The sequence below is a fragment of the Falsirhodobacter sp. 20TX0035 genome (assembly GCF_028307215.1).
GTDB lineage: Bacteria > Pseudomonadota > Alphaproteobacteria > Rhodobacterales > Rhodobacteraceae > Falsirhodobacter.
On the sequence record NZ_JAQMHV010000001.1, the window covers coordinates 708321 to 732988 of the forward strand.

Consider the following 24668-nt stretch of genomic DNA (forward strand, 5'->3'; position numbering starts at 1 on the left):
ATGCAACATCATGCAACATCCTGCAAGAATATGCGGGCGTCAGAAGCTTTCGCAAATCCTGATCTCGATCGGGATTACCGAGGGCGCGGATCTTTCGCCCAAGCCGTGCAGGGCCGCCTCCTCCATCGCTGAAACCAACTCCTCCACCACCCGGTCCACCGGATGGCTGAGGACCACGTCGAGAACGCCCTCCTTCAGGCAGCGGTTGATCGCGTCGCTCAGCTCGGTGGCGATGATGGTGATCCGTTGGCGCTGGTCGGGTGTCAGGGCGTCCACGGCCCCCTCCACCCCGCCGCCTGCCACCACAAGCGCCACGATGTTGTCATGTTTTGCCAATGAGGTGCGCACGATCGCCTGGGCCTTGTCGTCGCGTTCGAAGCTGGCTTGGGCGGGCAGGATATCCAACCGGCTGCTCGCCTCCTCCAGCGCCGCGCGCAGCCCCCGATCATAGCCGCCATGGGCCAGATAACCGGGGGAGCCGGTGAGGACGAGGACCTGCCCTTCGGCCGGGGAAAGCTGATGGACAAACCAGCCCGCGCTGCGCCCCATCTTCAGCGCGTCCGACCCGACAAAGCCAGCGCGCGCGGGCGTCGACAGGTCCGAAAACAACGTCCATACCGGGATGCCCTTGGCGGCCAGACGCTCCACCGCCGCATGAACCAGCGGATGGTCCAGCAGCACCGCGCCGATGGCGTCGCACCCGTCGCCCAGCGCCTCCAGCGCCGCCGCCATGGCGACGGGGTCCAGATCCTGCAGGTAGTGAACAACGGCCCGCCCCTGCACGCGTTGCGAGTCGCGGGTGCGCTGCGCCAACCGCTCTGCCAGCTCGGCGTAAAGCGCCCGGTCATGCGGGTTCAGAAGAAAGCCGAAGGTCTGGACGGGCATCCCCTGCATCAGGCGCTGCCGGATCACCGGGGCGCCGTGATAGCCGATGCGTTCGGCCGCCGTCAGCACATGCTCGATCGTCGTGCGCTTGACGGTGCCGCGCCGGTTCACGATCCGGTCCAGGGTTGACAGGCTGACCCCAGCCGCTGCGGCCAGGTCTTCAAGGGTGGGCCGTCCAGGCACGCGCTGCTCCCATGGTTGCACGGGGCTGTCTTGCCGCAGGGGGGCCGCAAAGGAAAGGACCGCCCGAAGGCGGCCCGATCACGTCATTGCGGGATGGACAGCTTGTCGCGCGCGCCACTGTCGGCCCGCATCTTCGCGATGTCCTCCACCTTCACCGGGGGGGCGGCGTTGCCCCAGCTGTTGCGGACGTAATCCAGGATCTCGGCCATCTGGGCGTCGGTGTATTTCCACGCAAAGGACGGCATCCCCGCCCCCGTGGGATTTTCGTGGGTGGAGGAAGCGCGCCCCCCGACCATGAGCGCATGGCTCAGGTTCGTGATGTCGGGCGCAAGCATCGCGGCGTTGCCGGCAAAGGCCGGGGCCAGCAGGCCCATCCCCTCGCCCCGCGGACCGTGGCAGGCCGAGCAGCTGATCTCGTATTCCAACGCGCCCTGCTTCAGGCTGTCGGCGGCGAGCGGCGGGGGGGCCACCGCATCCGATCCCGGAACCGACTTCAGGTAGGTGGCCATCGCCGTCAGATCCTCGTCCGAAAGGTATTGCAGCGAATGCTCCACCGCCTCGGCCATGGGGCCTGCGGCCACGGCCACGCCGTCCGTCCCCGTGCGCAGATACTGCGCGATGCTCTCCACGGACTGGCCACCCACGCCCAGATACTCGTTCGACGTGATCTCGGGCGCATAGGAGGTGCCGAGGCTGCCGCCCTGAAGATATTTGCTGGACACCTCGGCCGACAAGAGGTTGCGCGGGCTGTGGCAGGCCGAGCAATGGCCGCCGCCATCCACGATATAGCGGCCGCGATCGGCCACCGGATCGCCGTCGAAGCCCGTGTTTTCGAAGAACAGCATGTCCCAGCCCGCCATCGCAAGGCGGATGTTGAAGGGGAAGCGCATCCCCGCCGTTTCATCGATGTCGTTCCGCACCGGGGGCACCGTGGACATGTAGGCCCAAAGGTCGTGCATGTCCCCATCGGTCAGGTTCTTGTAGGCCGTGTAGGGCATGGCCGGATACAAGAGCCCGTGCTGGCCGATGCCCTGACGCAGCGCGTTGAAGAAGTCCCGTTCGGTCATCGCCCCGATGCCGGTGGCGTCGGGCGTGATGTTCGACGAGACGAGCACGCCGAAGGGGGTCGCGATCTCATACCCGCCGGCGAAATCGCCCATGCCCTTCGTGTGGCAGGCGGCGCAGTCGCCTGTGCGCATCACGTATTCGCCGCGGGCGACGGCCTCGGGGTCGGCTTTGAAGTCGGCCAGCGTCACACGGTCATCGGCGACGTCGGAGCGCGACGTCTCCAGCGTGTCGTAGGCCCACCAGCCCGCGCCCGCCGCGGCGACGGCCGCCACGACAGCCACGCTGCCGCCGATTGCTTTCCAGTTCGCCATCGGATCAGCCCTCCACCAGCGCGCCGGGGTTCTTCACGTAGGTGTCGGCGATCGCCCGCGCGGTGCGGATCGCCAGCGCGCCCACCGTGCCCGTCGGGTTGTAGCCAGCGTTCGTCGGGAAGGCCGAGGCGCCCACCACGAACAGGTTGTGGCAGTCCCAGCTTTGCAGATACGGGTTCACGGCCGAGGTGGGGCGGTCCGCCCCCATCGGCACGCCGCCGATCACGTGGTCGGAGGCGACGATGGCCGTGGTGAACGGCTTGTCGGCGAAGTTGAAGCCGTTGACATGGCTCGCCCCCATCTCGCGCGCGATCTCCAGCGAACGGTCCATGGTGAACTTCGCCATGTTGCGGTCGCTTTGCGCGTAGTCGTAGGTGAGGCGCAGCAGAGGCACGCCGAACTTGTCCTTGAAGTTCGGATCAAGGTCCATGTAGCCCGTCTTTGTGGGCATGGAGCAGCCCTGATTGAAGATCGTGGCGTAGTTGCGGTAGTATTTGGCGTAGGACTTCTTGAACTCCGACCCCCAGCGCTGGGTGCCCGGCGGCAGGGCGTTCGCCTTGGCGATGGGAAGCCCGTCGCGCGACAACGTCAGGATTCCTGCCCCCCCGATGAAGTCCAGATCCGAATGGTCGAAATTGTCGCCGTTGTAGTCGTCGATCTGGCTGCCCAGCGCGCCCGCCCCGATGAACGGATTGATGTTGTCATCCTCGAACCACATGTCGGTGCCGGACACGGTCTGGAAGGTGAAGTTCCGGCCCACGACGCCCGTCTGGTCGCGCGGATCGTAGGGCTTAGAGATGCCCGAATGCAGAAGGATCCGCGTGTTGTCCATCATGAAGGCCGTCAGGATCACGATGTCGGCGGGCTGTTCCACCTCGTTGCCCTGTTCGTCCACATAGACGGCGCCGGTGACGGTCTTGCCATCGTTGGCCTTCGTCAGGCGCGTGACGCAGGATTTCGTCAGCACCGTGAAGTTCGGGCGGCGCATCAGCACGGGGAAGATGCAGGCCTGCGGCGAGGATTTGGAGAAGTTTCCGCAGCCGAAATAGAGGCAGAACCCGCAATAGGAGCAGGCCCCCATGCTGACGCCCAGCGGGTTCACGTAAGGCTCGGAAAGGTTCGCCGTGGGTATGGTGAAGGGGTTCAGGCCCATCCGGTTGGTGGCGTCGTTGAACAGCTCCATCGCGCGCAAGGTCTTCAGCGCGGGCGTGGGATAGTCCCGGCTGCGCGACCCTTCGAACGGGTTGCCCACGCCGGTCTTTTCGCCCTTGATGACGCCGGCGCGGCCGGACACGCCCGCGATCCGTTCCCAGCGGTCGTAGAACGGCTCCAGCTCGTCATAGGTGACGCCCCAGTCCTGAAGCTGCAGTTCCCCGTCCTCGGCCTTGGCCAGGCCGTAGCGTTCGATGGTCTGCTTGCGCACCTCGAAATCCCAAGGGGAAAAGCGCCAACCCATGCCGGCCCAGTGGAAGCCCGCGCCGCCCACGCCGCCGCCCAGTTCGAACACGCCCCAGTTCCGGGTCGGGATCGCGGTCTGGTCCAGCGTGTTGCGGAAAGTGGCCGTGTTGTCGCGCGGCGGCGACAGCAGCTCCTTGCGCTGGCTCCACCGCAGTTCGTCCGGGTCGACCGACGGGGGCGTGTGGGTGGAGGTGTCGGTCCATGCCCCGCGGTCGATGGCGACCACGTTCAGGCCGGCGCGGGTCAGTTCCTCGGCCATCAGGGCGCCGGACCAGCCGAGCCCCACGATGACCACATCCGCCTTTTGGCGTTTCGTTGTCATGATATCTTACCTTACGTTCAGTCGCGGGGGATCAGGCTGACGGGTTCCAGCCCCAGATCCTCGCCCGTGCGGTCGGCATAAAGACGGTAGTCGTAGCGGGCGCCGGGGAAGCCGATCATCTTCCAGCCCACCATGTCCTTGTTCCCGCCATAGATCGGGTCCGAGAAATACCCCTCGCGGACGTTGATCAGCATCAGTTCGAAGAAGGCTTTGGTGTTCACGTCGGGGCCCAGATCGACGGTCCCGTCCTCCATCCCCTTCAGGATCGCGTCCTGACGCGGTTCGGGCAGATCGGCAAAGGAGGCGCCCTCGGTCTTCTGCGCAAAGGCTTCCAGCGCGGCAAGACCGGTGGCGTAGCGTTCGCGCGGGGTTTCGATGAACTGGGGCGTCTGGGCCAGTTCATCCTCATTCGGCAGCTTGGGGCCCTTACGGTACAGGCTGGCGCCTTCGCCGAAGGGACCGGCCAGCTGCATGTCCAGAAACTCCACGCAGCCCGCCTCGGAGGCCGAGGCGCCGAGGTCGTCCGCCGGGATCAGCCGGTCGAAGACGGCTGTCACGGTGCGGCGGTCGATGTCGGCGGTCAGGACCTGGAAGCTGCCGCCATGGATCGCGGGCCGCGGAAGGAAGGCCGGGTCCATCGACATGTCGGTCGGATAGCCCTTCATCTCCAGCGCCCGCACAGGCGTGGCGGCCGCCGCGGCCATCGCGCCCAGGGAGAACAGCGCGCCTCTTCGATTCATGGCTTTTCCTTTCCGCATGACCCAACGGCATGCGTTGCCTGGCGAGGGGGCAAGGCCCCACCGCTCGGTTGTTCGACCGGGTTCAGATGTTGTGGCGACAGGGCCGGTCCTGCAGGTCCGGCGCCGTGTCCTTCCCGTTCGGGGGCGACCCGACGGAATTGACGGCACCCTATGGTATGCCGAAATATGCGACAAGCGGTCGCAGCATCTCCGTCCGGTCGAACCTTCATTTCCCTTCATTTTGAGGGATTGGCGGGAAACGCATCAACCCCCGTGGGCGCGAGTTGCAGATTTGCGGACCATGCCCCCGAGGGCCAGCATCCCCGATATCACCGCTTGTGCCGAGCCCTCCGCTGCGGATCGGCCATGGCTCTACCCGATCTGCACAACGCCAGCTGTAAATGCAAAAAGCCGCCCCTCGGGGCGGCTGGCGTGGTCTCTGGAATATCATGGTGCCGCTGAAGGGACTCGAACCCCCGACCCCATCATTACGAATGACGTGCTCTACCAGCTGAGCTACAGCGGCCTGGTGGCGGGGACTTAGCATCCCCGCCGGGGGGCGTGAAGCCCTAATGTGCGGGTTTTTCGCCTTCGGGCACGATTTCCTCGGCCGGTTCGGGGTTCACCACGCGCGAGGCGGGGTCGGGCGTGCCCACGATCAGCGGCAGAAGCTCCGTCCCGGTGGAGGATGGGCCCGCCGTGTCCGCCGGCTCACGCCAGCTGAGGGTGTCGAACCCGCCGCACTGGTCGCAGACCGGCGTCCATTGGGCGTGCACCGTCTGGCACTTGTCGCAGCACCATTGAGGCCCGCGCGGCGCGGTCAGGGCGCGGGTCAGCCAGCCGCGCACGACGGTGTCATCCGCGCCCTCCCCCCGCTCGATCGCGGCCATGATCGTCAGGGACCGGACCGTGGGATGTTCCACGGGAAGCTTGCCCAGCGCGCGGCGCGCTTCCGGGAACTCCTCGGCGGCGATGGCCAGTTCGGCCTTCAGCATCATCGCCTCGGGATCATGCGCGTGCACGTCCGTCAGCGGACCGAAGCGGGTCAGGCGCTGCTGCGGCGTTTCCTCGGGCTCGATCTCGGCAAAGGCCCCGGCGAGGTCGGGATGCGGCTGCACTTCCCAGGCCTTGCGCAGGATGCGGGACGCGTTGCGCTTGTTGCCCTGCGCGATGTAGCTGCGCGCGGCCAGAACCGCGGCGGGGATCAGGTCCGGCGACAGCTTGTTGGCCTCGATCGCGGCCTCCCGCGCCTCAATCGAGGCGCCGTCCTGAAGGACGGTCCGCGCCTGCTGCAACGCCAGAACGGCGTCGCGACGCTGATAGACGGCCTTGGGCAGCGCGCCCATCTTGCGCTTGGCCTCCAGCGTCTGGCGGGCACCTTCCCAATCCGCAGTCTCGGCCTGCAACTTCAGAAGGATGTCCTGCGTTTCGGGATGCTTGGGCTTCAGGGCGAAGGCGCGTTCGGCCAGCTTCAGCGCGGTGGTCGTGTCGCCCACGTCCAGCGTCTGGCGCAGCAACCCGCGGATGCCGACGAAGCGGGTCCGGTTATGGGCCAGAAGCTTCTTCCACGCATCCTCGGCCCGGTCCCGTTCCCCGGCCTGTTCGGCGGTCTGGGCGATCAGAAGGGTCGTCAGGACGGGATCGTTCAGGAACTTGTGCGCGGCCTCGGCCCGGGTCAGGGCCTGCTTCGGCTCTCCGGACGCCAAGGCGACCAGGGCGTCCGACACCGCCTCGCGGCCCTTGCGTTCGCGGTTGCGCTGGAAATGACGGCTCAGCGCCGTTTCGTCGCCGTTCAGGAAGCGCACCACCGCAACAAGCAGCCCGGCCAGACGCAGCAGCAGCCACAGCGCCAGCATCAGCAGGATCGCCCCGATCAAAAGCTGCACCGGTCCGAGTGTGAATTCCCAGCCCGACACGGTCATCCGCACGCCGGTGCCGTTGTCCAGCATCCAGCCGGCCGACAGGCTCAGCACCGCAACGATGCCGATGAAAAGAAGGACCTTGATGAGAGACCAGAGCATCAACGCGTCCCCGTGTTCATCTGCGCCAGCGCGTCCACGGCGGCCATGCGGCGTTCGGCCAGGGCGCGCCAGTCCGACAGCGCCGCCTGACCTTCCAGCGGAAGGTTTCCAATCTCGTCCAGCGCGGCGTTCAGGTTGCCTTCCTGCACGGCGGCCTCGGCGCGCGACAGGATGGCGTCGGGATCGTTGCCTTCGCGGGGGGCAAGCGAACGGGCGCCGGTCTGCGCCCGCAGGAAGGCGCCCAGACGGTTTCCGATGCCGGTGCCGCCGTCCACCTTCAGCGAGGCGTCCAGCGCCGCGCGGGAGGCTTCGGGGAACTCCTGCTGAAGGGTGGTCAGGGCGGGCACGCCTTCGGCGCCGTCCACCAGCGGCTGCGGAACCTCAAGACCCGCCGCGCGGATCTCCTCCACGGCCGAGGTGTAGGGCGTGCCGCTGTCCAGCGCGCCGGCGATCCGCGTCAGCGCCGCCGCCACGAGGGCCTTCTGCGCCGTGTCCTGCGACTGCTGGCGCAGCGATTCGGCCTGCTTCTGCGCCTCGGCCAGTTCCTGCTGCGTGCGGTCGATCATGCCCTGCAGATCCGCCCCGACGGTGCCGGAGTTGATCTGGGTGCGCAGTTCCTCGATCTGGGCCTGAAGGTCGGCCGGGGCGACGGGCGGGTTTTCCAGGGCCGACACCCGGCCTTCCAGCGGCGTCAGGCTGGGAATGGTCAGCGCGCCGATCTGGTCGCGCAGGGCCGTGATTTCCTGCGCCTGGCGCTGAATCTCGGACCGCAGGGGGGCCATGTCCTGCACGGGCCAACCACCGGGGATCGCACGCGCGAGGCCGAAGCCCAGAAGGGCCGCAAGGACGCCGCCCAAAACCAAGGGCAGAAAGACGGGGCGCGAATGGGTCTGGGCGGCCGGCGCCTTGACATGGGGTTCGGCCGGCTCCGTCAGGTGCGGCGGCTCGGACGGGCGGTCGTGGTCGACCTCCGCCGCCTCGGGCGTGACGGCTGACGGGACATCCCTGACCTCGGGCTCCTGGGTCTCGGGGCGGGTGTCTTCGTTTGCCATGCCAAACCTTTCGCGAATGCAGCTGTCGCAGGTGAACCTAGCCCTGCACAGGTGCGGTCTCAAGCCTTTGCAGCAGAGTGACCAGTTCGACCATCGCGTCGGCGTCCGGACGGGCGGCGACATGCCGCACGGCCTTTGGCGGCAGCACCTCCGCCACGGCCGGGCTGAGGCAGGCGAAGACCGGATGCGCCGCCTTCGCCACCGTCAGGAACCTTCGGGCCGAGGCGGGGGAGAACAAGGGCACGACGACCGGCCCCTTCAAGAGCGTCCGGGCCTCGGCCGAAAGGGGGCGGGCGGTCATCTCATAGACTACGACCGCGGTCGTGGGGATGCCCGCCGCCGTCAGCCGCCGCGCCAGATCGCCGCGGCTTTCGCGCCCGCGCGGATGCAGGAGCGGGCCTGTCTCGCCGCTGTCCAGAACAAGGCGGAATAGCGCCTCAGCGTCGCCTTGGGCCGAACGGGCGTCAAACCCGGCCACGCGCGCCGCCTCTGCCGTGCGGTCGCCCACGCACCAGGCCCGGGGGGCCGGGCGGGCGCCACGCAGGGCGGCCACGGCGGTGGCCGAGGTCAGGATCAGACCCTCGGCGGGCGGCAGGGGGGCATCCAAAAACGCCGGTTCGGACAGGGGGGACAGGACGACGTGCCCGGTCAGCCGCGCGGCGAAGCGGGCGCTCCCGTCTTCGGGCCGGGTCAGAAGAACGGGCAGGCATTGCCGGGACATGGGCCGCAGGTTACATCTGGCGCGATTTTCAAGCAACCGGCCGACCCATGACCCTGACCTTTCTTGGCATCGAAAGCAGCTGCGACGACACCGCCGCCGCCGTGGTGCGCGGGGACGGGACGATCCTGTCCTCGGTCGTGGAGGGGCAGACGGCGCTGCACGCGGCCTTTGGCGGCGTGGTCCCGGAAATCGCGGCCCGCGCCCATGCCGAACGGCTGGACGGCTGCGTGATGCAGGCGCTGGATCAGGCGGGTATGGCGCTGCGCGATCTGGACGGCATCGCGGTGACGGCGGGGCCCGGGCTGATCGGGGGCGTCCTGTCGGGGGTGATGCTGGCCAAGGGGCTGTCGGCCGCGACGGGCCTGCCCATGGTGGGCGTGAACCATCTGGCGGGCCACGCCCTGACGCCCCGGCTGACGGACGGGCTGGCCTTTCCTTACCTGATGCTCCTGATCTCGGGCGGGCATTGCCAGTTCCTGATCGTGCGCGGGGCCGAGGATTTCGTGCGGCTGGGCGGCTCCATCGACGACGCGCCGGGGGAGGCGTTCGACAAGACGGCGAAGCTTCTGGGCCTGCCCCAGCCCGGCGGGCCGGAGGTCAGCCGCGCCGCCGAAGCGGGCGATCCGAAGCGCTTCGCCCTGCCCCGCCCCCTTCTGGACCGCCCCGGCTGCGACATGAGCTTTTCGGGCCTGAAGACCGCCCTGCTGCGCGAACGCGACAAGCTGGTGGCGGCGCAGGGTGGCCTCTACCGTCAGGACCGCGCGGATCTGTGCGCCGCGTTCCAGTTGGCGGTGGCCGATGTGCTGGCGGAAAAGACCCGCCGCGCGCTGGTTTTGTATCTGGAGGAAGCGCCATCCGCCCCGGCGCTGGCCGTGGCCGGGGGCGTGGCCGCGAACACCCTGATCCGTGCGCGGCTGGAGGACGTGGCCGCGCAGGCCGGTGCCGCCTTCGTGGCGCCGCCGTTGCGGCTTTGCACGGACAACGCGGCCATGATCGCCTTTGCCGGGATCGAACGGTTCCGCAACGGGGGCCGCGACGGCATGGACCTGGCCGCCCGCCCCCGCTGGCCGCTGGACCAAAACGCCACCCCCCTTGTCGGCGCGGGCCGCAAGGGCGCCAAAGCCTGAACCAGAAGGAGAGAACGATGCATGCTGCCCTGATCTGCCGTGACAAGACCGACGCGCTGTCCCTTCGGATGGACACCCGCCAGGCCCATCTGGACTATGTGGCCCGGACCGGCGTCGTCGAATTCGCCGGACCCTTCCTGAACGACAAGGGGCAGATGTGCGGATCGCTCATCATCCTGCGGGTGGACAGCCTCGACATCGCGCGGGCCTGGGCGGCCGAGGACCCCTATGCCAAGGCGGGCCTGTTCGAGAGCGTGGAGATCCACGAGTGGAAGAAGGTGATCGGCTGATGGCCTTCTGGCTGTTCAAGTCCGAGCCCGACACCTGGAGCTGGGACCAGCAGGTCGCCAAGGGTGAGGACGGCGAGGAATGGGGCGGGGTCCGCAACTACCTGGCGCGCAACAACATGCGCGCGATGAAGGTGGGCGACCGGGGGTTCTTCTACCATTCCAACATCGGGAAACAGATCGTGGGCATCGTCGAGGTGTGCCGCGAAAGCGAGCCCGACAGCACTGCCGACGATCCGCGCTGGGACTGCGTGATGATCAAGGCCGTGCAGCCGGTGCCTGAGCCCGTGACGCTGGAAGACGTGAAGGGCGCGCCCGAACTGGCCGACATGGTGCTGGTGAAGAACTCGCGCATGTCCGTCCAGCCGGTGACGGAGCGGGAATGGGCGATCGTGTGCAAGATGGCGGGGCTCTAGCGCCCCGCCCCCTTCAGATCAGGTATTCGCCCAGAAGGGCGTCCTGCGTGATGTCGCGGAAGGCGAAGCCCTCCTCCTCCATCCGGGCGAACAGGCGCGGGAAGTTCTCCGGCGCCTTCGTCTCGATCCCGATGAGGATGGAGCCGAAGTTGCGGGCGGACTTCTTGAGGTATTCGAAGCGCGCCACGTCGTCGTCCGGGCCCAGCAGCATCAGGAAGTCGCGCAGCGCGCCGGGGCGCTGCGGCAGGCGCAGAAGCATGTACTTCTTCAGCCCGGTGTAGCGCTGGGCGCGTTCCTTCACCTCGGGCAGGCGTTCGAAGTCGAAGTTGCCGCCCGAGACGACGCAAACCACCGTTTTTCCCTGAATGGCCGGACCAAGGTCCTGCAGCGCGGTGATCGGCATGGCGCCCGCAGGCTCCAGCACGACCCCCTCGACGTTCAGCATCTCCACCATGGTGACGCAGATGCGGTCCTCGGGCGTCATCAGCACCTGGTCGGGGAAGGCCCAGGACAGGGCCGCGAAGGGCGCGTCGCCGATCCGCGCGACGGCCGCGCCGTCCACGAACCCGTCCACCGTGTCCAGCGCCATCGGCCGGCCCGCCAGAAGCGCCGCGCGCAGGGACGCCCCGCCCGCCGGTTCCACGAAGCGGAACTGCGTGTTTGGCGCTTCCGTCCGCAGATATTTCGTGACACCGGAGGCCAGTCCGCCCCCGCCCACGGACAAGAGCACCATGTCGGGCGCGCGGCCCAGCTGCTCCAGAATCTCCACCCCGACGCTGGCCTGACCCTCGATCACGTCCTCGTCGTCGAAGGGGGCGAGGAAGTGCGCGCCTTCGGTTTCGCACCACGCCTTGGCGGCGGCCAGCGTCCGGTCGAAATAGTCGCCGGTCAGCACGATCTCCACGAACTCCCCCCCAAAGGCGCGGGTCTTGTCGATTTTCTGCTGGGGCGTGGTGATGGGCATGAAGATGGTGCCCTTCACGCCGAAATGGCGGCAGGAAAAGGCCATGCCCTGCGCGTGGTTGCCCGCGCTGGCGCAGACGAAGCGGGTCTGGTCGGGAAGCCGTTCGCGCACCTTGCGCATGGCGTTGAACGCGCCGCGCAGCTTGAAGCTGCGGACCGGCGACAGATCCTCGCGCTTCAGCCAGATGTCGGCCCCGTAGCGGGCCGACAGGTAATCGTTGCGCTGAAGCGGCGTCTGCGGGAACAGGTCGCGCAGGGCGGCGGTGGCGGTGCGGGCGGCGGAGGTGAAATCGGTCATGCGACGATTTGATCCGCTTTTCGCGACGGCGCAAGCGTCAGTTGAGGGCGCGGCCTTCCACGTAGTGGCCGTAAAGCGTCGTGAGCACGCTGATGCCCAGAAGGGTCAGGAACCAGTTCATGGCGAATCCTAGCACATTGGCGAACACGAACAGTTCCGCCACATGGGCCAGGATGACGGGAAGGCTCAGCACGACCAGCAGGACGCCCATCAGGATAAGGAGCATCACCATCGTGCCCGACGTGCCGCGGGTTCGCGCCAGCGCCTGCCGCGGACCAAAGCCTTTTCCGATGGCGGCGGCGGGAAGCATGACGGACAAGCGCATCATCATGGCATAGATCCAGAAGCCTACGACCACCCCCATGACGGCACCCAGCGCTGCGATCAGCATCACGGTCAGCGACGGACCCTCCGGGTCGGTGAACAACGCGAGGGACATCCCGAGGACCGCGTTCAAAGCCGTGACGGCCAAGAAGACCACCAGCGCCGCCACCATGATGAGAAACCAGATCTGGACCCCGCGCAGCAGGTAGACGCCCATGCGGCCCCCGCGGGGGCGCAGCGTCGCATGCTCTGCCAGCAGGACATGACGGTGCCAGTTCACGGCCAGCAGCAGCGACGCGGCGGCCCCGAGGATCATGACAAGAAGCAGGACCGCAGCCGCCCCGGGGGCAAGGCCCTGTTCCTCCGTGGCTGCGGTGGTCGGCAGCATCATCTGCGATGCGGCAAGGAGAATGACCAGGGGGAGAGACAACATCAGGGCGGCGCGCGGATTGCCGGTGACCTGCTGTATCGAGTGGCGAAGGATGCGGTAGCTTTTCATCGAACTCTCGAACGCGTGAACATGCCGTGATCTGTGCCAGCCGGGTCCCGGCGGTGGCAAGCTTTACTTGCGGCGCAAGGTCAAAATCGCTAATCGCGGGAAAATTGACACGCAGGGAGCCGCCCATGTCCGCGCCGAAGAAAGTCGTCCTCGCCTATTCCGGCGGTCTGGACACCTCCATCATCCTGAAATGGCTGCAAACCGAATATGGTTGCGAGGTGGTGACCTTCACCGCCGATCTGGGCCAGGGCGAGGAGCTGGAGCCTGCGCGCGCCAAGGCCGAACTGCTGGGGATCAAGCCGGACAACATCTACATCGAGGATGTGCGCGAGGAGTTCGTGCGCGACTTCGTGTTCCCGATGTTCCGCGCCAACGCGCTGTATGAGGGGCTGTATCTGCTGGGCACCTCCATCGCCCGTCCCCTGATTTCGAAGCGGCTGGTGGAGATCGCGCGCGAGGTGGGTGCCGACGCCGTGGCGCATGGCGCGACCGGCAAGGGCAACGATCAGGTGCGGTTCGAGCTGTCGGCCTATGCCCTGAACCCCGAGATCAAGGTCATCGCCCCCTGGCGCGAATGGGACCTGACCAGCCGCACCAAGCTCTTGGAATTCGCCGAAGCGAACCAGATCCCGATCGCCAAGGACAAGCGCGGCGAGGCGCCGTTCTCCGTGGACGCGAACCTGCTCCACACCTCCTCCGAAGGCAAGGCGCTGGAAAACCCCGCCGAGGCCGCGCCCGACTATGTCTATCAGCGCACCGTGAACCCCGAGGACGCGCCGGACACGCCCGAATTCATCGAGGTGTCGTTCGAGAAGGGCGACGCGGTCGCGATCAACGGCGAGGCGATGTCGCCCGCCACGATCCTGACCAAGCTGAACGAACTTGGCGGCCGTCACGGGATCGGGCGTCTGGACTTCGTGGAAAACCGCTTCGTCGGCATGAAGTCCCGCGGCATCTACGAGACCCCCGGCGGCACCGTCCTTCTGGAAGCCCATCGCGGGATCGAGCAGATCACGCTGGATTCGGGTGCGGGCCACCTGAAGGACAGCCTGATGCCCCGCTATGCCGAGCTGATCTACAACGGCTTCTGGTTCTCGCCCGAGCGTGAGATGCTGCAGGCCCTGATCGACAAGTCGCAGGAGCATGTGACGGGAACAGTGCGCCTGAAGCTTTACAAGGGTCTTGCCACCTGCGTGGGCCGCTGGTCGGACCATTCGCTGTATTCCGAGGCGCATGTGACGTTCGAGGACGATGCTGGCGCTTACGATCAGAAGGACGCGGCCGGCTTCATCCGCCTGAACGCGCTGCGCCTGAAACTGCTGGCGACCCGCAACGCCCGTGTGAAGTGACGTCGGCGGACCGGCAAGGAAGGCGGGTCCGGACGAACAGCGGGTCCTCAAGGCCGACAAAGATTGGGTCCGCTGTGTAAAAGTGCGGGCGCGCAAACGGGGTGCACCTTGATCGGTCTACCTGCGCGCCAAGCGATTCAACAGCATCGGCGCGGCGGATAGGGTATTCTGGTCGGGGACGCCATCGACCTTCTTCGGAAGTGGTTCGTTGAAACGCGAAAGGCGCCCCGCAGGGCGCCTTTTTCACAGCAGGGCGTCCACTTCGGCGGCGGTTGGCATGGCCCCCGCCGCGCCCGGTCGGGTGACCTGCAAGGCGGCGGCCGCCGCTGCCCGCCGCATGGCTTGGAACGGAGGCAGCCCCCGATCCAAGGCCGCGGCAAGCGTTCCCGTGAAACAATCGCCGGCGCCTGTCGTGTCCACGGGCGTCACGGGGAAGGCCGGAACGTGCAACGGCTTTGCGCCGATCCAGTCGGCCCCGTCCGCCCCACGGGTAATCACCATCTCCACCTGCGGCAGCGATCCCATGGCGGCGCGCAGGGCCTCCGCCTCCCCCGCGTTCATCACGAGGAGCGAGATGTGGGGCAGGATGCGGCGCACCGCCTCGGCCTCGAACGGGGCCGCGGAGTAGATGATCCGGGATCCCGTGAAGGCGCGCGCCGCTTCCACCTGAAGGGAGGTTTCGTTCTGCAGCAGCAGCGTGTCGCCCGGTCTCGCACCGCCCAGCGCGGCCAGATGCGCCGTATCCAGCGCCCGGTTCGCGCCGTCGAAGACGACGATGCTGTTTTCGCCCTTCGGATCGACGTTGATGATGGCATGGCCGGTGGGAATGTCACCCACCGTCACATGGGACACGTCCACGCCAAAGCCGCGCAGGCTGTCCAGCGCGCCCTGCCCGTCCCGCCCGACCGCGCCCACATGCCGCACATGGGCACCGGCGCGGGCCGCCGCCACGGACTGGTTCGCGCCCTTGCCGCCCAAGCCCACCTGATAGGACGCAGCGGCCAACGTTTCCCCGGCCGCCACGAAATGCGGCACGCGATACACATGGTCGAGGTTGATCGACCCGAACGTCCAGATGGCCACCGCCCTGCCCCTTTTCTGCAACGGGGGCCGGATGGCCCCCGCCTGCCCCTTACCCGATCTTGCAGGCCGCCATGACGGCCATGTTCAGGATGTCGTTGACGGAAGAAGTGGTGGAGCAGAGCTGGATCGGCTTTTCCACACCCGTCAGGATCGGGCCGATCACCGTCGCGCCCGCCATCTCCTGCATCAGCTTGACCGAGATGGAGGCCGAATGCCGCGCCGGCACCACGAGGATGTTTGCCGGCCCCGTCAGGCGGCAGAAGGGGTAGGCCTTCTGCTGAGCAGGGTTCAGGGCCACGTCCACGGTCATCTCACCATCATACTCGAAATCCACGCCGCGCGCGTCCAGCACCTTCGGCGCCTGCGCCAGCTTTGCCGCACGTTCCGAGGCGGGGGATCCGAAGGTGGAGAAGGACACGAACGCCACGCGCGGCACCAGCCCCAGATCGCGGGCCACACCGGCGGCGCGTTCGGCGATGGTGGCCAGATCCTCGGGCTCGGGCCATTCGTGGACCAGCGTGTCGGCGATCAGCAGGATCTTGCCCTTGTGCAGCAGCGCGGTGACGCCCACGGCCCCGTCGCCGGGTTTAGCGTCGAACACGTGGTTGATGGCCGACAGCACATGGGCCGACTTGCGGGTGACGCCCGTCACCAGACCGTCGCCATGCCCATGCGCCAGCATCAGGGCCGAAAAGACGTGACGGTCCCGTCCGACAAGGCGGCGGATGTCGTGGCTGTCGAAGCCCTGGCGCTGCAGGCGGGCGTAAAGGAAGTCCTTGTAGGCCTCCAGATGCGGGGAATTGGCAGCGTTCACCACCTCCAGCTCGCTCACCGCGTCGGCAAGGCCGGCGGTTCCGAGTTTCTCGGCCACGTCGGCCTCACGCCCCACGACCAGCGCCTTGCCCAGACCGGCGCGCTGATAGGCGACGGCGGCGCGCAGCACGCGCGGATCATCCCCTTCGGCAAAGATCATGCGCGCCTGCGCGGCCTTGGCCCGGGCGTGAACGCCCTGCAGGATGGACGCCGTCGGGTCCATCCGCGATTTCAGCGCCAGTTCGTAGGCGGCCAGATCGGCGATCGGGCGGCGGGCGACGCCGGTGTCCATGCCGGCCTTCGCCACCATCGGCGGCACCACGTGGATCAGGCGCGGGTCGAACGGCGTGGGGATGATGTAGTCGCGGCCGAAGGACAGCTCGCGCCCATAGGCGGCGGCGACCTCGTCCGGCACATCCTCGCGGGCCAGTTTGGCCAGTGCCTCGGCGCAGGCGATCTTCATCTCGTCGTTAATGGCGCGGGCGTGGATGTCCAGCGCTCCGCGGAAGAGGTACGGGAAGCCGAGGACGTTGTTCACCTGGTTGGGGTAATCCGACCGGCCCGTGGCGACGATCGCATCCTCGCGCACCGCATGCGCCTCTTCGGGCGTGATCTCGGGGTCCGGGTTCGCCATCGCGAAGATCACGGGGTTCGGGGCCATGGACCGCACCATGTCCTGCGTGACCGCCCCCTTGGCGGACACGCCGAGGAACACGTCCGCGCCGTCCATAGCCTCGGCCAGCGTGCGCAGGGAGGTGTTGGCGGCATGGGCCGACTTCCACTGGTTCATGCCCTCGGTGCGGCCGGCATAGATCACGCCCTTGGTGTCACACATGATGCAGTTGTCGTGCCGCGCGCCCATCGACTTCAGGAGTTCCAGGCAGGCGATGCCCGCCGCGCCCGCGCCGTTCAGCACGATGCGCACATCCTCGATCTTCTTGCCCGAGATCGACAGCGCGTTGATCAGGCCGGCGGCGCAGATCACCGCCGTGCCGTGCTGGTCGTCATGGAACACGGGGATGTCCATGATCTCCTTCAGGCGCTGTTCGATGATGAAGCATTCGGGAGCCTTGATGTCCTCAAGGTTGATGCCGCCGAAGGTGGGGCCCATCAGGGACACGGCCTTGATGATCTCCTCCGGGTCCTCGGTGTCCAGCTCGATGTCGATGGCGTTCACGTCGGCGAAGCGCTTGAACAGGACCGCCTTGCCTTCCATCACCGGCTTTGACGCCAGCGCGCCGAGGTTGCCCATGCCAAGGATCGCCGTCCCGTTGGAGATGACGGCCACCATGTTGCCCTTGACCGTGTAGTCGTAGGCCGTTTCGGGATTGTCCGCGATCGCCTGCACGGGCACCGCCACGCCGGGGGAATAGGCCAGCGACAGGTCCCGCTGCGTCGCCATCGGGGTCGAGGCCGTGATCTCGTACTTTCCGGGCGTCGGCTCCAGATGGTAGGCAAGCGCTTCTTCGGGTGTGATCTTGGTCTTGGACATGGCGGGATCCCCTTTCAGCCGTGATCCATAGCGGCCCGCTTGCGTTGCGGCAACCGTTCCGGCGTCGTAAGACGGGCGGCGAAGGAGACCGCGATGACCGAACCCACCCCGATGATGGCGCAATATCTGGAGATCAAGGCGCAGCATCCGGCGGCGCTTCTGTTCTATCGCATGGGCGACTTCTACGAGATGTTCTTCGACGACGCCGTTCTGGCGGCCGAGGCGCTGGACATCGCCCTGACCAAGCGCGGCAAGCATCTGGGGGAGGACATCGCCATGTGCGGTGTTCCGGCCCATTCGGCCGAGGGCTATTTGCTGGGCCTGATCCGCAAGGGGTTCCGCGTGGCCATCGCCGAGCAGATGGAGGACCCGGCCGAGGCGAAGAAGCGCGGCTACAAGTCCGTCGTCCGGCGCGAGGTGGTGCGGCTGGTGACGCCCGGCACCCTGACCGAGGACGCCTTGCTGGAAGCGCGGCGGCACAACTTCCTTGTGGCCTATGCCCGCATCCGGGACGAAGGCGCGCTGGCCTGGACCGACATCTCAACCGGGGAGTTGCGGGTCATGCCCTGCCCCCTGCCGCGCCTTCTGCCGGAACTGGCCCGCCTGTCCCCGCGCGAGGTGCTGGTGAGCGACACGCAGGAGGCCGAACTGGCGCCCCTTCTGGCCGAGGTGGGCACCGCCGTGACGCCGCTGGCGAAATCCAGCTTCGACAGCGCGTCCGCGGAAAGGCGGCTGCGGGATCTGTGGCAGGTGGGATCGCTGGAAGCGTTCGGGACCTTCGGGCGCTGCGAGGTGGCGGCTCTGGGCGCGGTGGTGGAATATCTGGAACTGACCCAGCGCGGCAAGCTGCCCCTTCTGCGCCCGCCGGTGCGCGAGGTGCCCGGTGCTGCGATGCAGATCGACGCCTCCACCCGCCGCAACCTCGAGATTTCGCAGGCGCTGTCGGGCGGGCGCGAAGGCTCGCTTCTGGCGGCAATCGACCGGACGGTGACGGCGTCAGGGGCGCGGCTGCTGGAACGGCGTCTGGCCGCCCCTTCCTGCGATCTGGGCACCATCCGGGCGCGGCTGGACGGGGTGCGCTTCCTGCTGGACGCGCGGCTGCGGGACGGGCTGCGCGACAGCCTGCGCCGGGTGCCCGACATGGACCGCGCCCTGCAGCGGCTGGCGCTGGACCGCGCGGGGCCGCGCGACATGACGGCCATCCGCACCGGTCTGGAACAGGCGCGCCGCATCGCCCTGCCCGACGCCCCGCCCCATCTGACCGAGGCGCTGGCGGCGCTGGCAGGGCATGACGACCTTGTGGCGCGGCTGGACCGGGCGCTGGTGGCCGAACCGCCGCTGCTGGCCCGCGACGGCGGATTCATTGCCGAAGGGTATGATCCCGGACTGGACGACACCCGCCGCCTGCGCGACGAAGGGCGCGGCGTCATCGCCCGCATGCAGGCCGAATTCATCGACCGCACCGGGGTGCAAAGCCTGAAGATCAAGCACAACAACGTGCTGGGCTATTTCATCGAGGTGACCTCCACCCACGAGGCGACGCTGCGCGGGGCGGGCTTCATCCACCGGCAGACGACGGCGAACCAGATCCGGTTCACCACGCCAGAGCTGTCGGAGCTGGAGACGCGCATCCTCAACGCCTCCGGCCACGCGCTGGATCTGGAGCGGCGGCACTTCGGCGCGCTGCGCGAGGAAATCCTGCGCCATGCGGCGGCCGTCGGCACCGCAGCGCGGGCGCTGGCGGTGCTGGACGTCGCGGCGGCGCTGGCCGATCTGGCCGCGTCCGAGGATTGGGTGGAACCGAAGATCGACGACAGCCGCGCGTTCCATGTGGAACAAGGCCGCCACCCGGTGGTCGAACGTGCCCTGCGCCGCAAGGGCGAGGCGTTCGTGGCCAATGACTGCGTGCTGACGCCGGACGCGGCCCCTGCGATCTGGCTGCTGACGGGGCCGAACATGGCGGGGAAATCGACCTTCCTGCGCCAGAACGCGCTGATCGCGCTCATGGCACAGGCGGGCAGTTTCGTGCCGGCCCGGTCGGCGCATATCGGAATGGTCAGCCAGCTGTTTAGCCGCGTGGGGGCAGCCGACGATCTGGCGCGGGGCCGGTCCACCTTCATGGTGGAAATGGTGGAAACCGCCGCCATCCTGAACCAGGCCGACGACCGCGCTCTGGTGATCCTAGACGAGATCGGGCGCGGCACGGCGACCTATGACGGGCTGTCAATCGCCTGGGCCACGCTGGAGCATCTGCACGACCAGAACCGCTGCCGCGCCCTGTTCGCCACCCATTACCACGAGATGACGGCCCTGTCGGCGAAGCTTGCGGGCGTGGACAACGCCACGGTCACCGTGCGCGAATGGAACGGCGATGTGATCTTCCTGCACGAGGTGACGAAGGGCGCCGCCGACCGGTCCTATGGCGTGCAGGTGGCGCGGCTGGCCGGTCTGCCCGCCCCGGTGATCGAACGGGCGAAGGCGGTGCTGGAGGCGCTGGAATCGGGCGACCGCGACGGCACCCGCAAGACGGCTCTGATCGACGACCTGCCCTTGTTCCGCGTGCCGCCGCCCCCCGCGCCCGCGGCCCCGAAACCGTCGGCCGTGGAGGCGCGCCTGCGCGAGGTGCATCCGGACGAGATGACGCCGATGGAGGCGCTGCGCCTGCTCTATGACCTGCGCGGGATGCTGTGATCAGGCGGCCAGCGCGGTGATGACGGCGTTCAGCACGACCCGCCCCTGCGGGGTCGCGCGCAGGCGCTCGCCATCCAAGGCCACCATGCCAAGGTCCAGCATGTCGGTCAGCCCCCGCTCGCTGATCGCCTTGGGGGCCAGCGCGCGCAGACGGGTCAGGTCCAGGCCTTCGCGCAGGCGCAGCCCCATGATCAGGTATTCGTCCGCCATCTCGGACGGGGGCACCGCCTCGCGCGGTTCCTCCCCCCGCCCCGCCTCGGCGGCGGCGAGCCAGGCGCCCGGCATACGCTGCGCGACGGTGGCCCAGCGGGTGCCGTCCAGCGTCAGGCGGCCATGCGCGCCGGGGCCGATGCCCGCATAATCGCCGCCCTGCCAGTAGATGCGGTTGTGGCGGCTTTCGGCCCCGTCGCGGGCGTGGTTCGAGATTTCGTAGGCGGGCATGCCATGGGCTTCGCACACCTCCTGCGTCAGGGCGTACATGTCGGCCCCCAGATCGTCCGAGGGCAGACCCTTCAGCCCGCCCCGCGCGAAACGGTCGCCAAAGGCGGTCCCGTCCTCGATCGTGAGCTGGTACATCGACAGGTGGTCCACGGCCATGGACAGCGCCTCGCGCAGCTCCGCCTCCCACTGCGGCAGGGTCTGGTCCTGACGGGCGTAAATGAGGTCGAAGCTGACGCGGTCGAAGGTGGCGCGGGCGATGTCAAAGGCGGCCCGCGCCTCGGCCACGGAATGCAGGCGACCCAGACGCCGCAGGTCGGCGTCGTTCAGCGCCTGCACCCCCATGGAGATGCGGTTGACCCCGCCTTCGGCATAGGCGCGGAAACGTCCGGCCTCCACCGAACCGGGATTGGCCTCCAGCGTCACCTCAAGGTCGTTGGCGACGGTCCATGTGGAGCGGACGCGGTCGAGGATCGCGTGGACGACGTCCGGGTCCATCAGCGACGGGGTACCTCCGCCGAAAAAGACCGTGTTCAGCACGCGGCCGGGCGTTTCGCGGCCCAAGCGGTCGATCTCGGCCAGATAGGCCGCCTGCCAGCGGGGCTGGTCGATGCGGGTGGCCACGTGGCTGTTGAAGTCGCAATACGGGCATTTCGACTGGCAGAACGGCCAGTGCAGGTACAGCCCGAACCCGCCGTTCCGCCAGTCTTCCATGTTCCTCAGCCCTTCAGCGCCGTCACTTCGATTTCCACCAGCATCTCGGGGCGGATCAGGCCGGCGACGACCATGGTGGCCGCCGGGCGGATGTCGGCGAAGACCTCGCCCAAAGCAGGGATCAGGTCGTCGACGAGTGCGGCGTCGGTGACGGTGTACTGCACGCGCACGACGTCGGTCATGGCGAAGCCGCCTTCGGCCAGCGCCTTGGCGATCGTGGCAAAGCAATTGCGCGCCTGATCGGCGACGCCCGCGGGCATCGTGCCGTCCGTGCCGTATCCGGTGGTGCCGGACACGAAGCACCAGTCCCCTTTCACGACCGCGCGGGAATAGCCCATCTTCGATTCAAACGGCGAGCCGGAGGAAATCAGCTTCACGAGAAACATCCTTTGACAAGCTTGCGGAACGCGTCCGCGCGGTGGGAAATGTCGTTCTTCTGCGCGGCCGACATCTCACCCAAGGTGGTGTCGAAGCCGTCCGGTTGGAAGATGGGGTCGTAGCCGTGACCTTGCGCTCCGCGCATGGGCCACACGACCTGACCGTCAAGACGGCCGACGAACACCTCGTCATGGCCGTCGGGCCAGGCCAGCACCAGCGTGGCATTGAACTGGGCGGTGCGGGGATACCGGGCGTCGATCGCCTCCAGCTTCTCCCACGTTTTGGTCATCGCCATGACGAAGTCGCGGCCGTTTGGTGTTTCGGCCCAGTCGGCGGTATAGACCCCGGGCGCGCCATCCAGCGCGTCAATGGTGATGCCGCTGTCATCGGACAGGGCCGGCAGGCCGGTGGCCCTGGCGGCCGCGTGCGCCTTGATCCGGGCGTTGCCGACAAAGGTGGTCTCGGTTTCCGCCGGGTCGGGCAGGTCATGGTCGGCGTTGCTGTCCACGGCGATGCCGTAGGGGGCCAGAAGGGCCCGCATCTCTTCCAGCTTGCCCTTGTTGCCCGTGGCGAACAGAAGGCGCTTGCCGTCGAACTTCCTCATGCGATGGCGGCCTTCTGGGCGGCGACCAGACCGTCGACGCCGATCTCGGCCAGATCCAAGAGCTCGATCATCTCGGCGCGCGAGAAGGTGGCGCCTTCGGCCGACATCTGCACCTCGATCAGGCGCTTCGCACCGGTCAGGATGAAGTTGGCGTCGGTGCCCGCGCTCGAATCCTCGGCGTAGTCCAGATCCAGCACGGGCTGGCCGGCATAGATGCCGCAGGACACCGCGGCCACATGGTCGATGATCGGATCGGACACGATCACGCCCGTTTTCAGCAGCTTGTTCACGGCCAGACGCAGGGCCACCCAGCCCCCGGTGATCGACGCGCAGCGGGTGCCGCCATCCGCCTGGATCACGTCGCAGTCGATGGTGATCTGGCGTTCGCCTAGGGCGCTGCGGTCCACGCCGGCCCGCAGGGCGCGGCCGATAAGGCGCTGGATTTCCTGCGTGCGGCCGGACTGCTTGCCGGCCGCCGCCTCGCGCCGCATGCGGGTGTTCGTGGCGCGGGGCAGCATGCCGTATTCGGCCGTGACCCAGCCCAGACCGGTGTTGCGCAGGAAGGACGGGGGCTTCTCCTCGATCGAGGCGGTGCAGAGCACGTGGGTGTCGCCCATCTTGATCAGGCAGGAGCCTTCGGCATGTTTCGTCACGCCGGTCTCGATGACCACGTCGCGCATTTGGTTCAGGGAACGGCCGGAGGGACGCATGGAAAGCTCCTTTTCTTGCTGCGGCCAGATACCGCCCCGGCCGCCTTTTTTGCAAGCCGGATTGACGTTTCGGGCTGCGAACTCCTACATCACGGGCATGGTCGATACATCCAAACTCCTTGCCGACATGAACGACCGCTCGCGCGAGGTGTTTCGGCGGGTGGTGGAAGGCTATCTGGACAGCGGAGAGCCCGTGGGCTCGCGCACCCTGACCCGCGTGATGAACGAAAAGATCAGCGCGGCCACCGTGCGCAACGTCATGCAGGATCTGGAGCATCTGGGCCTGCTGGACAGCCCCCACATCTCGGCCGGGCGGGTGCCGACGCATCTTGGGTTGCGGATGTTCGTGGACGGGCTGCTGGAGGTGGGCACCGTGTCGGCCGCGGACCGCGAACGCATCGACGCCAGTGGCGAGGAGACGGACGTCACCACCCTTCTGGACCGCGTGGGCAAGACGCTGTCGGGCGTGACGCGGGGGGCCAGTCTAGTGCTGGCGCCCAAGCACGAGGCGCCCATCCGCCATATCGAATTCGTGAGCCTGGGGGCCGACCGTGCCCTTGTGGTGCTGGTGCTGGCCGACGGGCAGGTGGAGAACCGCGTGTTCACCCCCCCGCCCGGCCAGACCGCCTCCTCCATGCGGGAGGCGGCGAACTTCCTGAACGCCTTTGCCAGCGGGCGGACCTTGTCCGAACTTCGCCACAGCGTGGTGCAGGACATGCGACAGCGGCGGCGTGAGATCGACACGCTGGCGCAGGCCCTTGTCGATGCCGGTCTGGCCCTGTGGGAAAACGCGGGCGAGCCGTCGGAGCGCCTGATCGTCCGGGGCCAGGCGAACCTGCTGGAGAACGACGCGCAGGATCTGGAACGCATCCGCAGCCTGTTCGAGGATCTGGAGATGAAGCGCGACATCGCGGAATACCTCCATCTGGCGGAGTCCGGCGACGGCGTGCGCATTTTTATCGGGTCCGAAAACAAGCTTTTCTCACTTTCGGGTTCCTCTCTGGTGGTGTCTCCCTATATGAACGCCGATCGTAAGATCATTGGTGCGGTGGGGGTCATCGGGCCGACGCGTCTCAACTACGGGCGCATCGTGCCGATTGTCGATTACACGGCCCAACTGGTCGGGCGCCTCGTCACGCAACGGGGAAAAGGATGAAGAGATGACGGACGAACACAAAGACGACCTGATCGACAACGTGGATCCCATGGACATGGATCTGGCGGGTTCCAGCGAACTGGACAGCCTGCGGGCGGAGCGCGACGAATACCGCGACCGCTTCATGCGCGCGCTGGCGGATGCGGAAAACGCGCGCAAGCGTGCGGACCGCGATCGTCGCGAGGCTGAGAACTATGGCGGGACGCGCCTGGCGCGCGATCTGTTGCCGGTGCATGACAACCTGCGCCGCGCGCTCGAAGCCGCCTCGGACGAGCAGCGGGCCCAGGCGGCCGCCCTGTTCGACGGGGTGGAACTGACGATGCGCGAGCTGCTCAACGTCATGGACAAGCACGGCGTGAAGGCCATCTCGCCCAAGGTCGGGGATGTCTTCGATCCGCAGAGCCACGAGGCGATGTTCGAAGCGCCCGTTCCCGGAACCGTGGCGGGCCAGATCATCCAGGTGATGACCGAGGGCTTCATGATCCATGATCGGCTGTTGCGGCCGGCGCAGGTGGGCGTGTCCTCCACCCCCGCCTCCTGAACGGAGACGCCGCGCCCTTGGGCG

The 24668-nt window shown here is 67.6% G+C and carries 22 protein-coding genes and 1 tRNA gene; 7 read left to right on the top strand and 16 right to left on the bottom strand.

Going from position 1 to position 24668, the window contains the following annotated elements; translation table 11 throughout:
- Window positions 1-39: 39 nt before the first annotated feature.
- The 8 genes from PIJ50_RS03595 to PIJ50_RS03630 form a co-directional block, all read right to left on the bottom strand.
- Window positions 40-1068: a LacI family DNA-binding transcriptional regulator gene (locus PIJ50_RS03595; protein ID WP_271972757.1), complete on the bottom strand. Its 1029-nt coding sequence runs from the start codon at window positions 1066-1068 to the stop codon at window positions 40-42.
- Between the two features lie 83 nt (window positions 1069-1151).
- Window positions 1152-2447: a cytochrome c gene (locus PIJ50_RS03600; RefSeq protein ID WP_271972758.1), complete on the bottom strand. Its 1296-nt coding sequence runs from the start codon at window positions 2445-2447 to the stop codon at window positions 1152-1154.
- Between the two features lie 4 nt (window positions 2448-2451).
- Window positions 2452-4227, bottom strand: coding sequence for a GMC family oxidoreductase (locus tag PIJ50_RS03605; RefSeq protein WP_271972760.1), 1776 nt, complete (start codon window positions 4225-4227; stop codon window positions 2452-2454).
- Window positions 4228-4244: 17 nt separating this feature from the next.
- Window positions 4245-4967 (bottom strand): gluconate 2-dehydrogenase subunit 3 family protein, encoded by a 723-nt coding sequence (locus PIJ50_RS03610; protein ID WP_271972761.1) that lies wholly within the window; start codon window positions 4965-4967, stop codon window positions 4245-4247.
- Between the two features lie 450 nt (window positions 4968-5417).
- Window positions 5418-5493 (bottom strand) — tRNA-Thr (locus PIJ50_RS03615).
- Window positions 5494-5536: 43 nt separating this feature from the next.
- A complete protein-coding gene (locus tag PIJ50_RS03620; RefSeq protein ID WP_271972763.1) occupies window positions 5537-6988 on the bottom strand; it encodes a heme biosynthesis protein HemY in 1452 nt (483 codons plus the stop codon).
- Window positions 6988-8040, bottom strand: a complete 1053-nt coding sequence (locus tag PIJ50_RS03625; RefSeq protein WP_271972765.1) for a COG4223 family protein — start codon at window positions 8038-8040, stop codon at window positions 6988-6990. Before PIJ50_RS03625 ends, PIJ50_RS03620 begins: the two co-directional genes overlap by 1 nt.
- Before the next feature lie 37 nt (window positions 8041-8077).
- Complete coding sequence (locus tag PIJ50_RS03630) at window positions 8078-8761, bottom strand: uroporphyrinogen-III synthase (protein ID WP_271972767.1); 684 nt, start codon at window positions 8759-8761, stop codon at window positions 8078-8080.
- A gap of 47 nt (window positions 8762-8808) precedes the next feature.
- Here PIJ50_RS03630 and tsaD point away from each other — a divergent pair, with 47 nt between their 5' ends.
- From tsaD to PIJ50_RS03645, 3 genes are read left to right on the top strand one after another with little or no spacing between them, the layout of a single operon-like run.
- Window positions 8809-9888 (top strand): tRNA (adenosine(37)-N6)-threonylcarbamoyltransferase complex transferase subunit TsaD, encoded by a 1080-nt coding sequence (gene tsaD / locus PIJ50_RS03635; RefSeq protein ID WP_271972769.1) that lies wholly within the window; start codon window positions 8809-8811, stop codon window positions 9886-9888.
- A gap of 17 nt (window positions 9889-9905) precedes the next feature.
- Window positions 9906-10178 carry a YciI family protein gene (locus tag PIJ50_RS03640; protein WP_271972770.1) on the top strand — a complete coding sequence of 91 codons (273 nt, stop codon included), beginning with the start codon at window positions 9906-9908 and terminating at the stop codon, window positions 10176-10178.
- Window positions 10178-10591, top strand: coding sequence for an EVE domain-containing protein (locus tag PIJ50_RS03645; protein ID WP_271972772.1), 414 nt, complete (start codon window positions 10178-10180; stop codon window positions 10589-10591). The genes PIJ50_RS03640 and PIJ50_RS03645 overlap by 1 nt, the downstream gene beginning before the upstream one ends.
- 13 nt (window positions 10592-10604) lie before the next feature.
- Here PIJ50_RS03645 and ilvA read toward each other — a convergent pair whose 3' ends face one another.
- Both ilvA and PIJ50_RS03655 read right to left on the bottom strand, forming a co-directional pair.
- Entirely contained in the window at window positions 10605-11852 is a 1248-nt protein-coding gene (gene ilvA / locus PIJ50_RS03650; RefSeq protein ID WP_271972773.1) for a threonine ammonia-lyase IlvA, read from the bottom strand.
- Window positions 11853-11889: 37 nt separating this feature from the next.
- Window positions 11890-12675, bottom strand: coding sequence for a hypothetical protein (locus PIJ50_RS03655; RefSeq protein WP_271972774.1), 786 nt, complete (start codon window positions 12673-12675; stop codon window positions 11890-11892).
- Between the two features lie 125 nt (window positions 12676-12800).
- Here PIJ50_RS03655 and PIJ50_RS03660 point away from each other — a divergent pair, with 125 nt between their 5' ends.
- On the top strand, window positions 12801-14024 hold the full coding sequence (locus PIJ50_RS03660) for an argininosuccinate synthase (protein ID WP_271972776.1): 1224 nt from the start codon (window positions 12801-12803) through the stop codon (window positions 14022-14024).
- A 243-nt stretch (window positions 14025-14267) separates the two neighbouring features.
- Here the strand turns inward: PIJ50_RS03660 and PIJ50_RS03665 are convergent, their stop codons facing one another.
- Window positions 14268-15107, bottom strand: a complete 840-nt coding sequence (locus tag PIJ50_RS03665; protein ID WP_271972778.1) for a ribokinase — start codon at window positions 15105-15107, stop codon at window positions 14268-14270.
- 49 nt (window positions 15108-15156) lie between these two features.
- Window positions 15157-17412 carry an NADP-dependent malic enzyme gene (locus PIJ50_RS03670; protein ID WP_271972779.1) on the bottom strand — a complete coding sequence of 752 codons (2256 nt, stop codon included), beginning with the start codon at window positions 17410-17412 and terminating at the stop codon, window positions 15157-15159.
- Window positions 17413-17505: 93 nt separating this feature from the next.
- On the opposite strand from PIJ50_RS03670, the gene mutS reads away from it, so the two are divergent.
- Window positions 17506-20103 (top strand): DNA mismatch repair protein MutS, encoded by a 2598-nt coding sequence (gene mutS / locus PIJ50_RS03675; RefSeq protein WP_271972781.1) that lies wholly within the window; start codon window positions 17506-17508, stop codon window positions 20101-20103.
- Here mutS and hemW read toward each other — a convergent pair whose 3' ends face one another.
- From hemW to rph, 4 genes are read right to left on the bottom strand one after another with little or no spacing between them, the layout of a single operon-like run.
- Window positions 20104-21255: a radical SAM family heme chaperone HemW gene (gene hemW, locus PIJ50_RS03680; RefSeq protein ID WP_271972783.1), complete on the bottom strand. Its 1152-nt coding sequence runs from the start codon at window positions 21253-21255 to the stop codon at window positions 20104-20106.
- A 5-nt stretch (window positions 21256-21260) separates the two neighbouring features.
- A complete protein-coding gene (locus tag PIJ50_RS03685; protein WP_271972785.1) occupies window positions 21261-21632 on the bottom strand; it encodes a RidA family protein in 372 nt (123 codons plus the stop codon).
- Window positions 21629-22237: an RdgB/HAM1 family non-canonical purine NTP pyrophosphatase gene (gene rdgB, locus PIJ50_RS03690; RefSeq protein ID WP_271972786.1), complete on the bottom strand. Its 609-nt coding sequence runs from the start codon at window positions 22235-22237 to the stop codon at window positions 21629-21631. Before rdgB ends, PIJ50_RS03685 begins: the two co-directional genes overlap by 4 nt.
- Window positions 22234-22947, bottom strand: a complete 714-nt coding sequence (gene rph / locus PIJ50_RS03695) for a ribonuclease PH (protein ID WP_271972788.1) — start codon at window positions 22945-22947, stop codon at window positions 22234-22236. Before rph ends, rdgB begins: the two co-directional genes overlap by 4 nt.
- A 97-nt stretch (window positions 22948-23044) precedes the next feature.
- Here rph and hrcA point away from each other — a divergent pair, with 97 nt between their 5' ends.
- Window positions 23045-24103, top strand: coding sequence for a heat-inducible transcriptional repressor HrcA (hrcA, locus tag PIJ50_RS03700; protein ID WP_271972791.1), 1059 nt, complete (start codon window positions 23045-23047; stop codon window positions 24101-24103).
- 49 nt (window positions 24104-24152) lie between these two features.
- Window positions 24153-24644 carry a nucleotide exchange factor GrpE gene (locus PIJ50_RS03705; RefSeq protein ID WP_271972944.1) on the top strand — a complete coding sequence of 164 codons (492 nt, stop codon included), beginning with the start codon at window positions 24153-24155 and terminating at the stop codon, window positions 24642-24644.
- Window positions 24645-24668 lie beyond the last annotated feature (24 nt).

Bases quoted from the DNA above. Each gene is read 5' to 3' on its own strand.
- PIJ50_RS03600 (WP_271972758.1), bottom strand. From the start codon at position 2,447: ATGGCGAACTGGAAAGCAATCGGCGGCAGCGTGGCTGTCGTGGCGGCC.
- PIJ50_RS03605 (WP_271972760.1), bottom strand. From the start codon at position 4,227: ATGACAACGAAACGCCAAAAGGCGGATGTGGTCATCGTGGGGCTCGGC.
- PIJ50_RS03610 (WP_271972761.1), bottom strand. From the start codon at position 4,967: ATGAATCGAAGAGGCGCGCTGTTCTCCCTGGGCGCGATGGCCGCGGCG.
- PIJ50_RS03620 (WP_271972763.1), bottom strand. From the start codon at position 6,988: ATGCTCTGGTCTCTCATCAAGGTCCTTCTTTTCATCGGCATCGTTGCG.
- PIJ50_RS03625 (WP_271972765.1), bottom strand. From the start codon at position 8,040: ATGGCAAACGAAGACACCCGCCCCGAGACCCAGGAGCCCGAGGTCAGG.
- PIJ50_RS03630 (WP_271972767.1), bottom strand. From the start codon at position 8,761: ATGTCCCGGCAATGCCTGCCCGTTCTTCTGACCCGGCCCGAAGACGGG.
- tsaD (WP_271972769.1), top strand. From the start codon at position 8,809: ATGACCCTGACCTTTCTTGGCATCGAAAGCAGCTGCGACGACACCGCC.
- PIJ50_RS03640 (WP_271972770.1), top strand. From the start codon at position 9,906: ATGCATGCTGCCCTGATCTGCCGTGACAAGACCGACGCGCTGTCCCTT.
- PIJ50_RS03645 (WP_271972772.1), top strand. From the start codon at position 10,178: ATGGCCTTCTGGCTGTTCAAGTCCGAGCCCGACACCTGGAGCTGGGAC.
- ilvA (WP_271972773.1), bottom strand. From the start codon at position 11,852: ATGACCGATTTCACCTCCGCCGCCCGCACCGCCACCGCCGCCCTGCGC.
- PIJ50_RS03655 (WP_271972774.1), bottom strand. From the start codon at position 12,675: ATGAAAAGCTACCGCATCCTTCGCCACTCGATACAGCAGGTCACCGGC.
- PIJ50_RS03660 (WP_271972776.1), top strand. From the start codon at position 12,801: ATGTCCGCGCCGAAGAAAGTCGTCCTCGCCTATTCCGGCGGTCTGGAC.
- PIJ50_RS03670 (WP_271972779.1), bottom strand. From the start codon at position 17,412: ATGTCCAAGACCAAGATCACACCCGAAGAAGCGCTTGCCTACCATCTG.
- mutS (WP_271972781.1), top strand. From the start codon at position 17,506: ATGACCGAACCCACCCCGATGATGGCGCAATATCTGGAGATCAAGGCG.
- hemW (WP_271972783.1), bottom strand. From the start codon at position 21,255: ATGGAAGACTGGCGGAACGGCGGGTTCGGGCTGTACCTGCACTGGCCG.
- rdgB (WP_271972786.1), bottom strand. From the start codon at position 22,237: ATGAGGAAGTTCGACGGCAAGCGCCTTCTGTTCGCCACGGGCAACAAG.
- rph (WP_271972788.1), bottom strand. From the start codon at position 22,947: ATGCGTCCCTCCGGCCGTTCCCTGAACCAAATGCGCGACGTGGTCATC.
- hrcA (WP_271972791.1), top strand. From the start codon at position 23,045: ATGGTCGATACATCCAAACTCCTTGCCGACATGAACGACCGCTCGCGC.
- PIJ50_RS03705 (WP_271972944.1), top strand. From the start codon at position 24,153: ATGGACATGGATCTGGCGGGTTCCAGCGAACTGGACAGCCTGCGGGCG.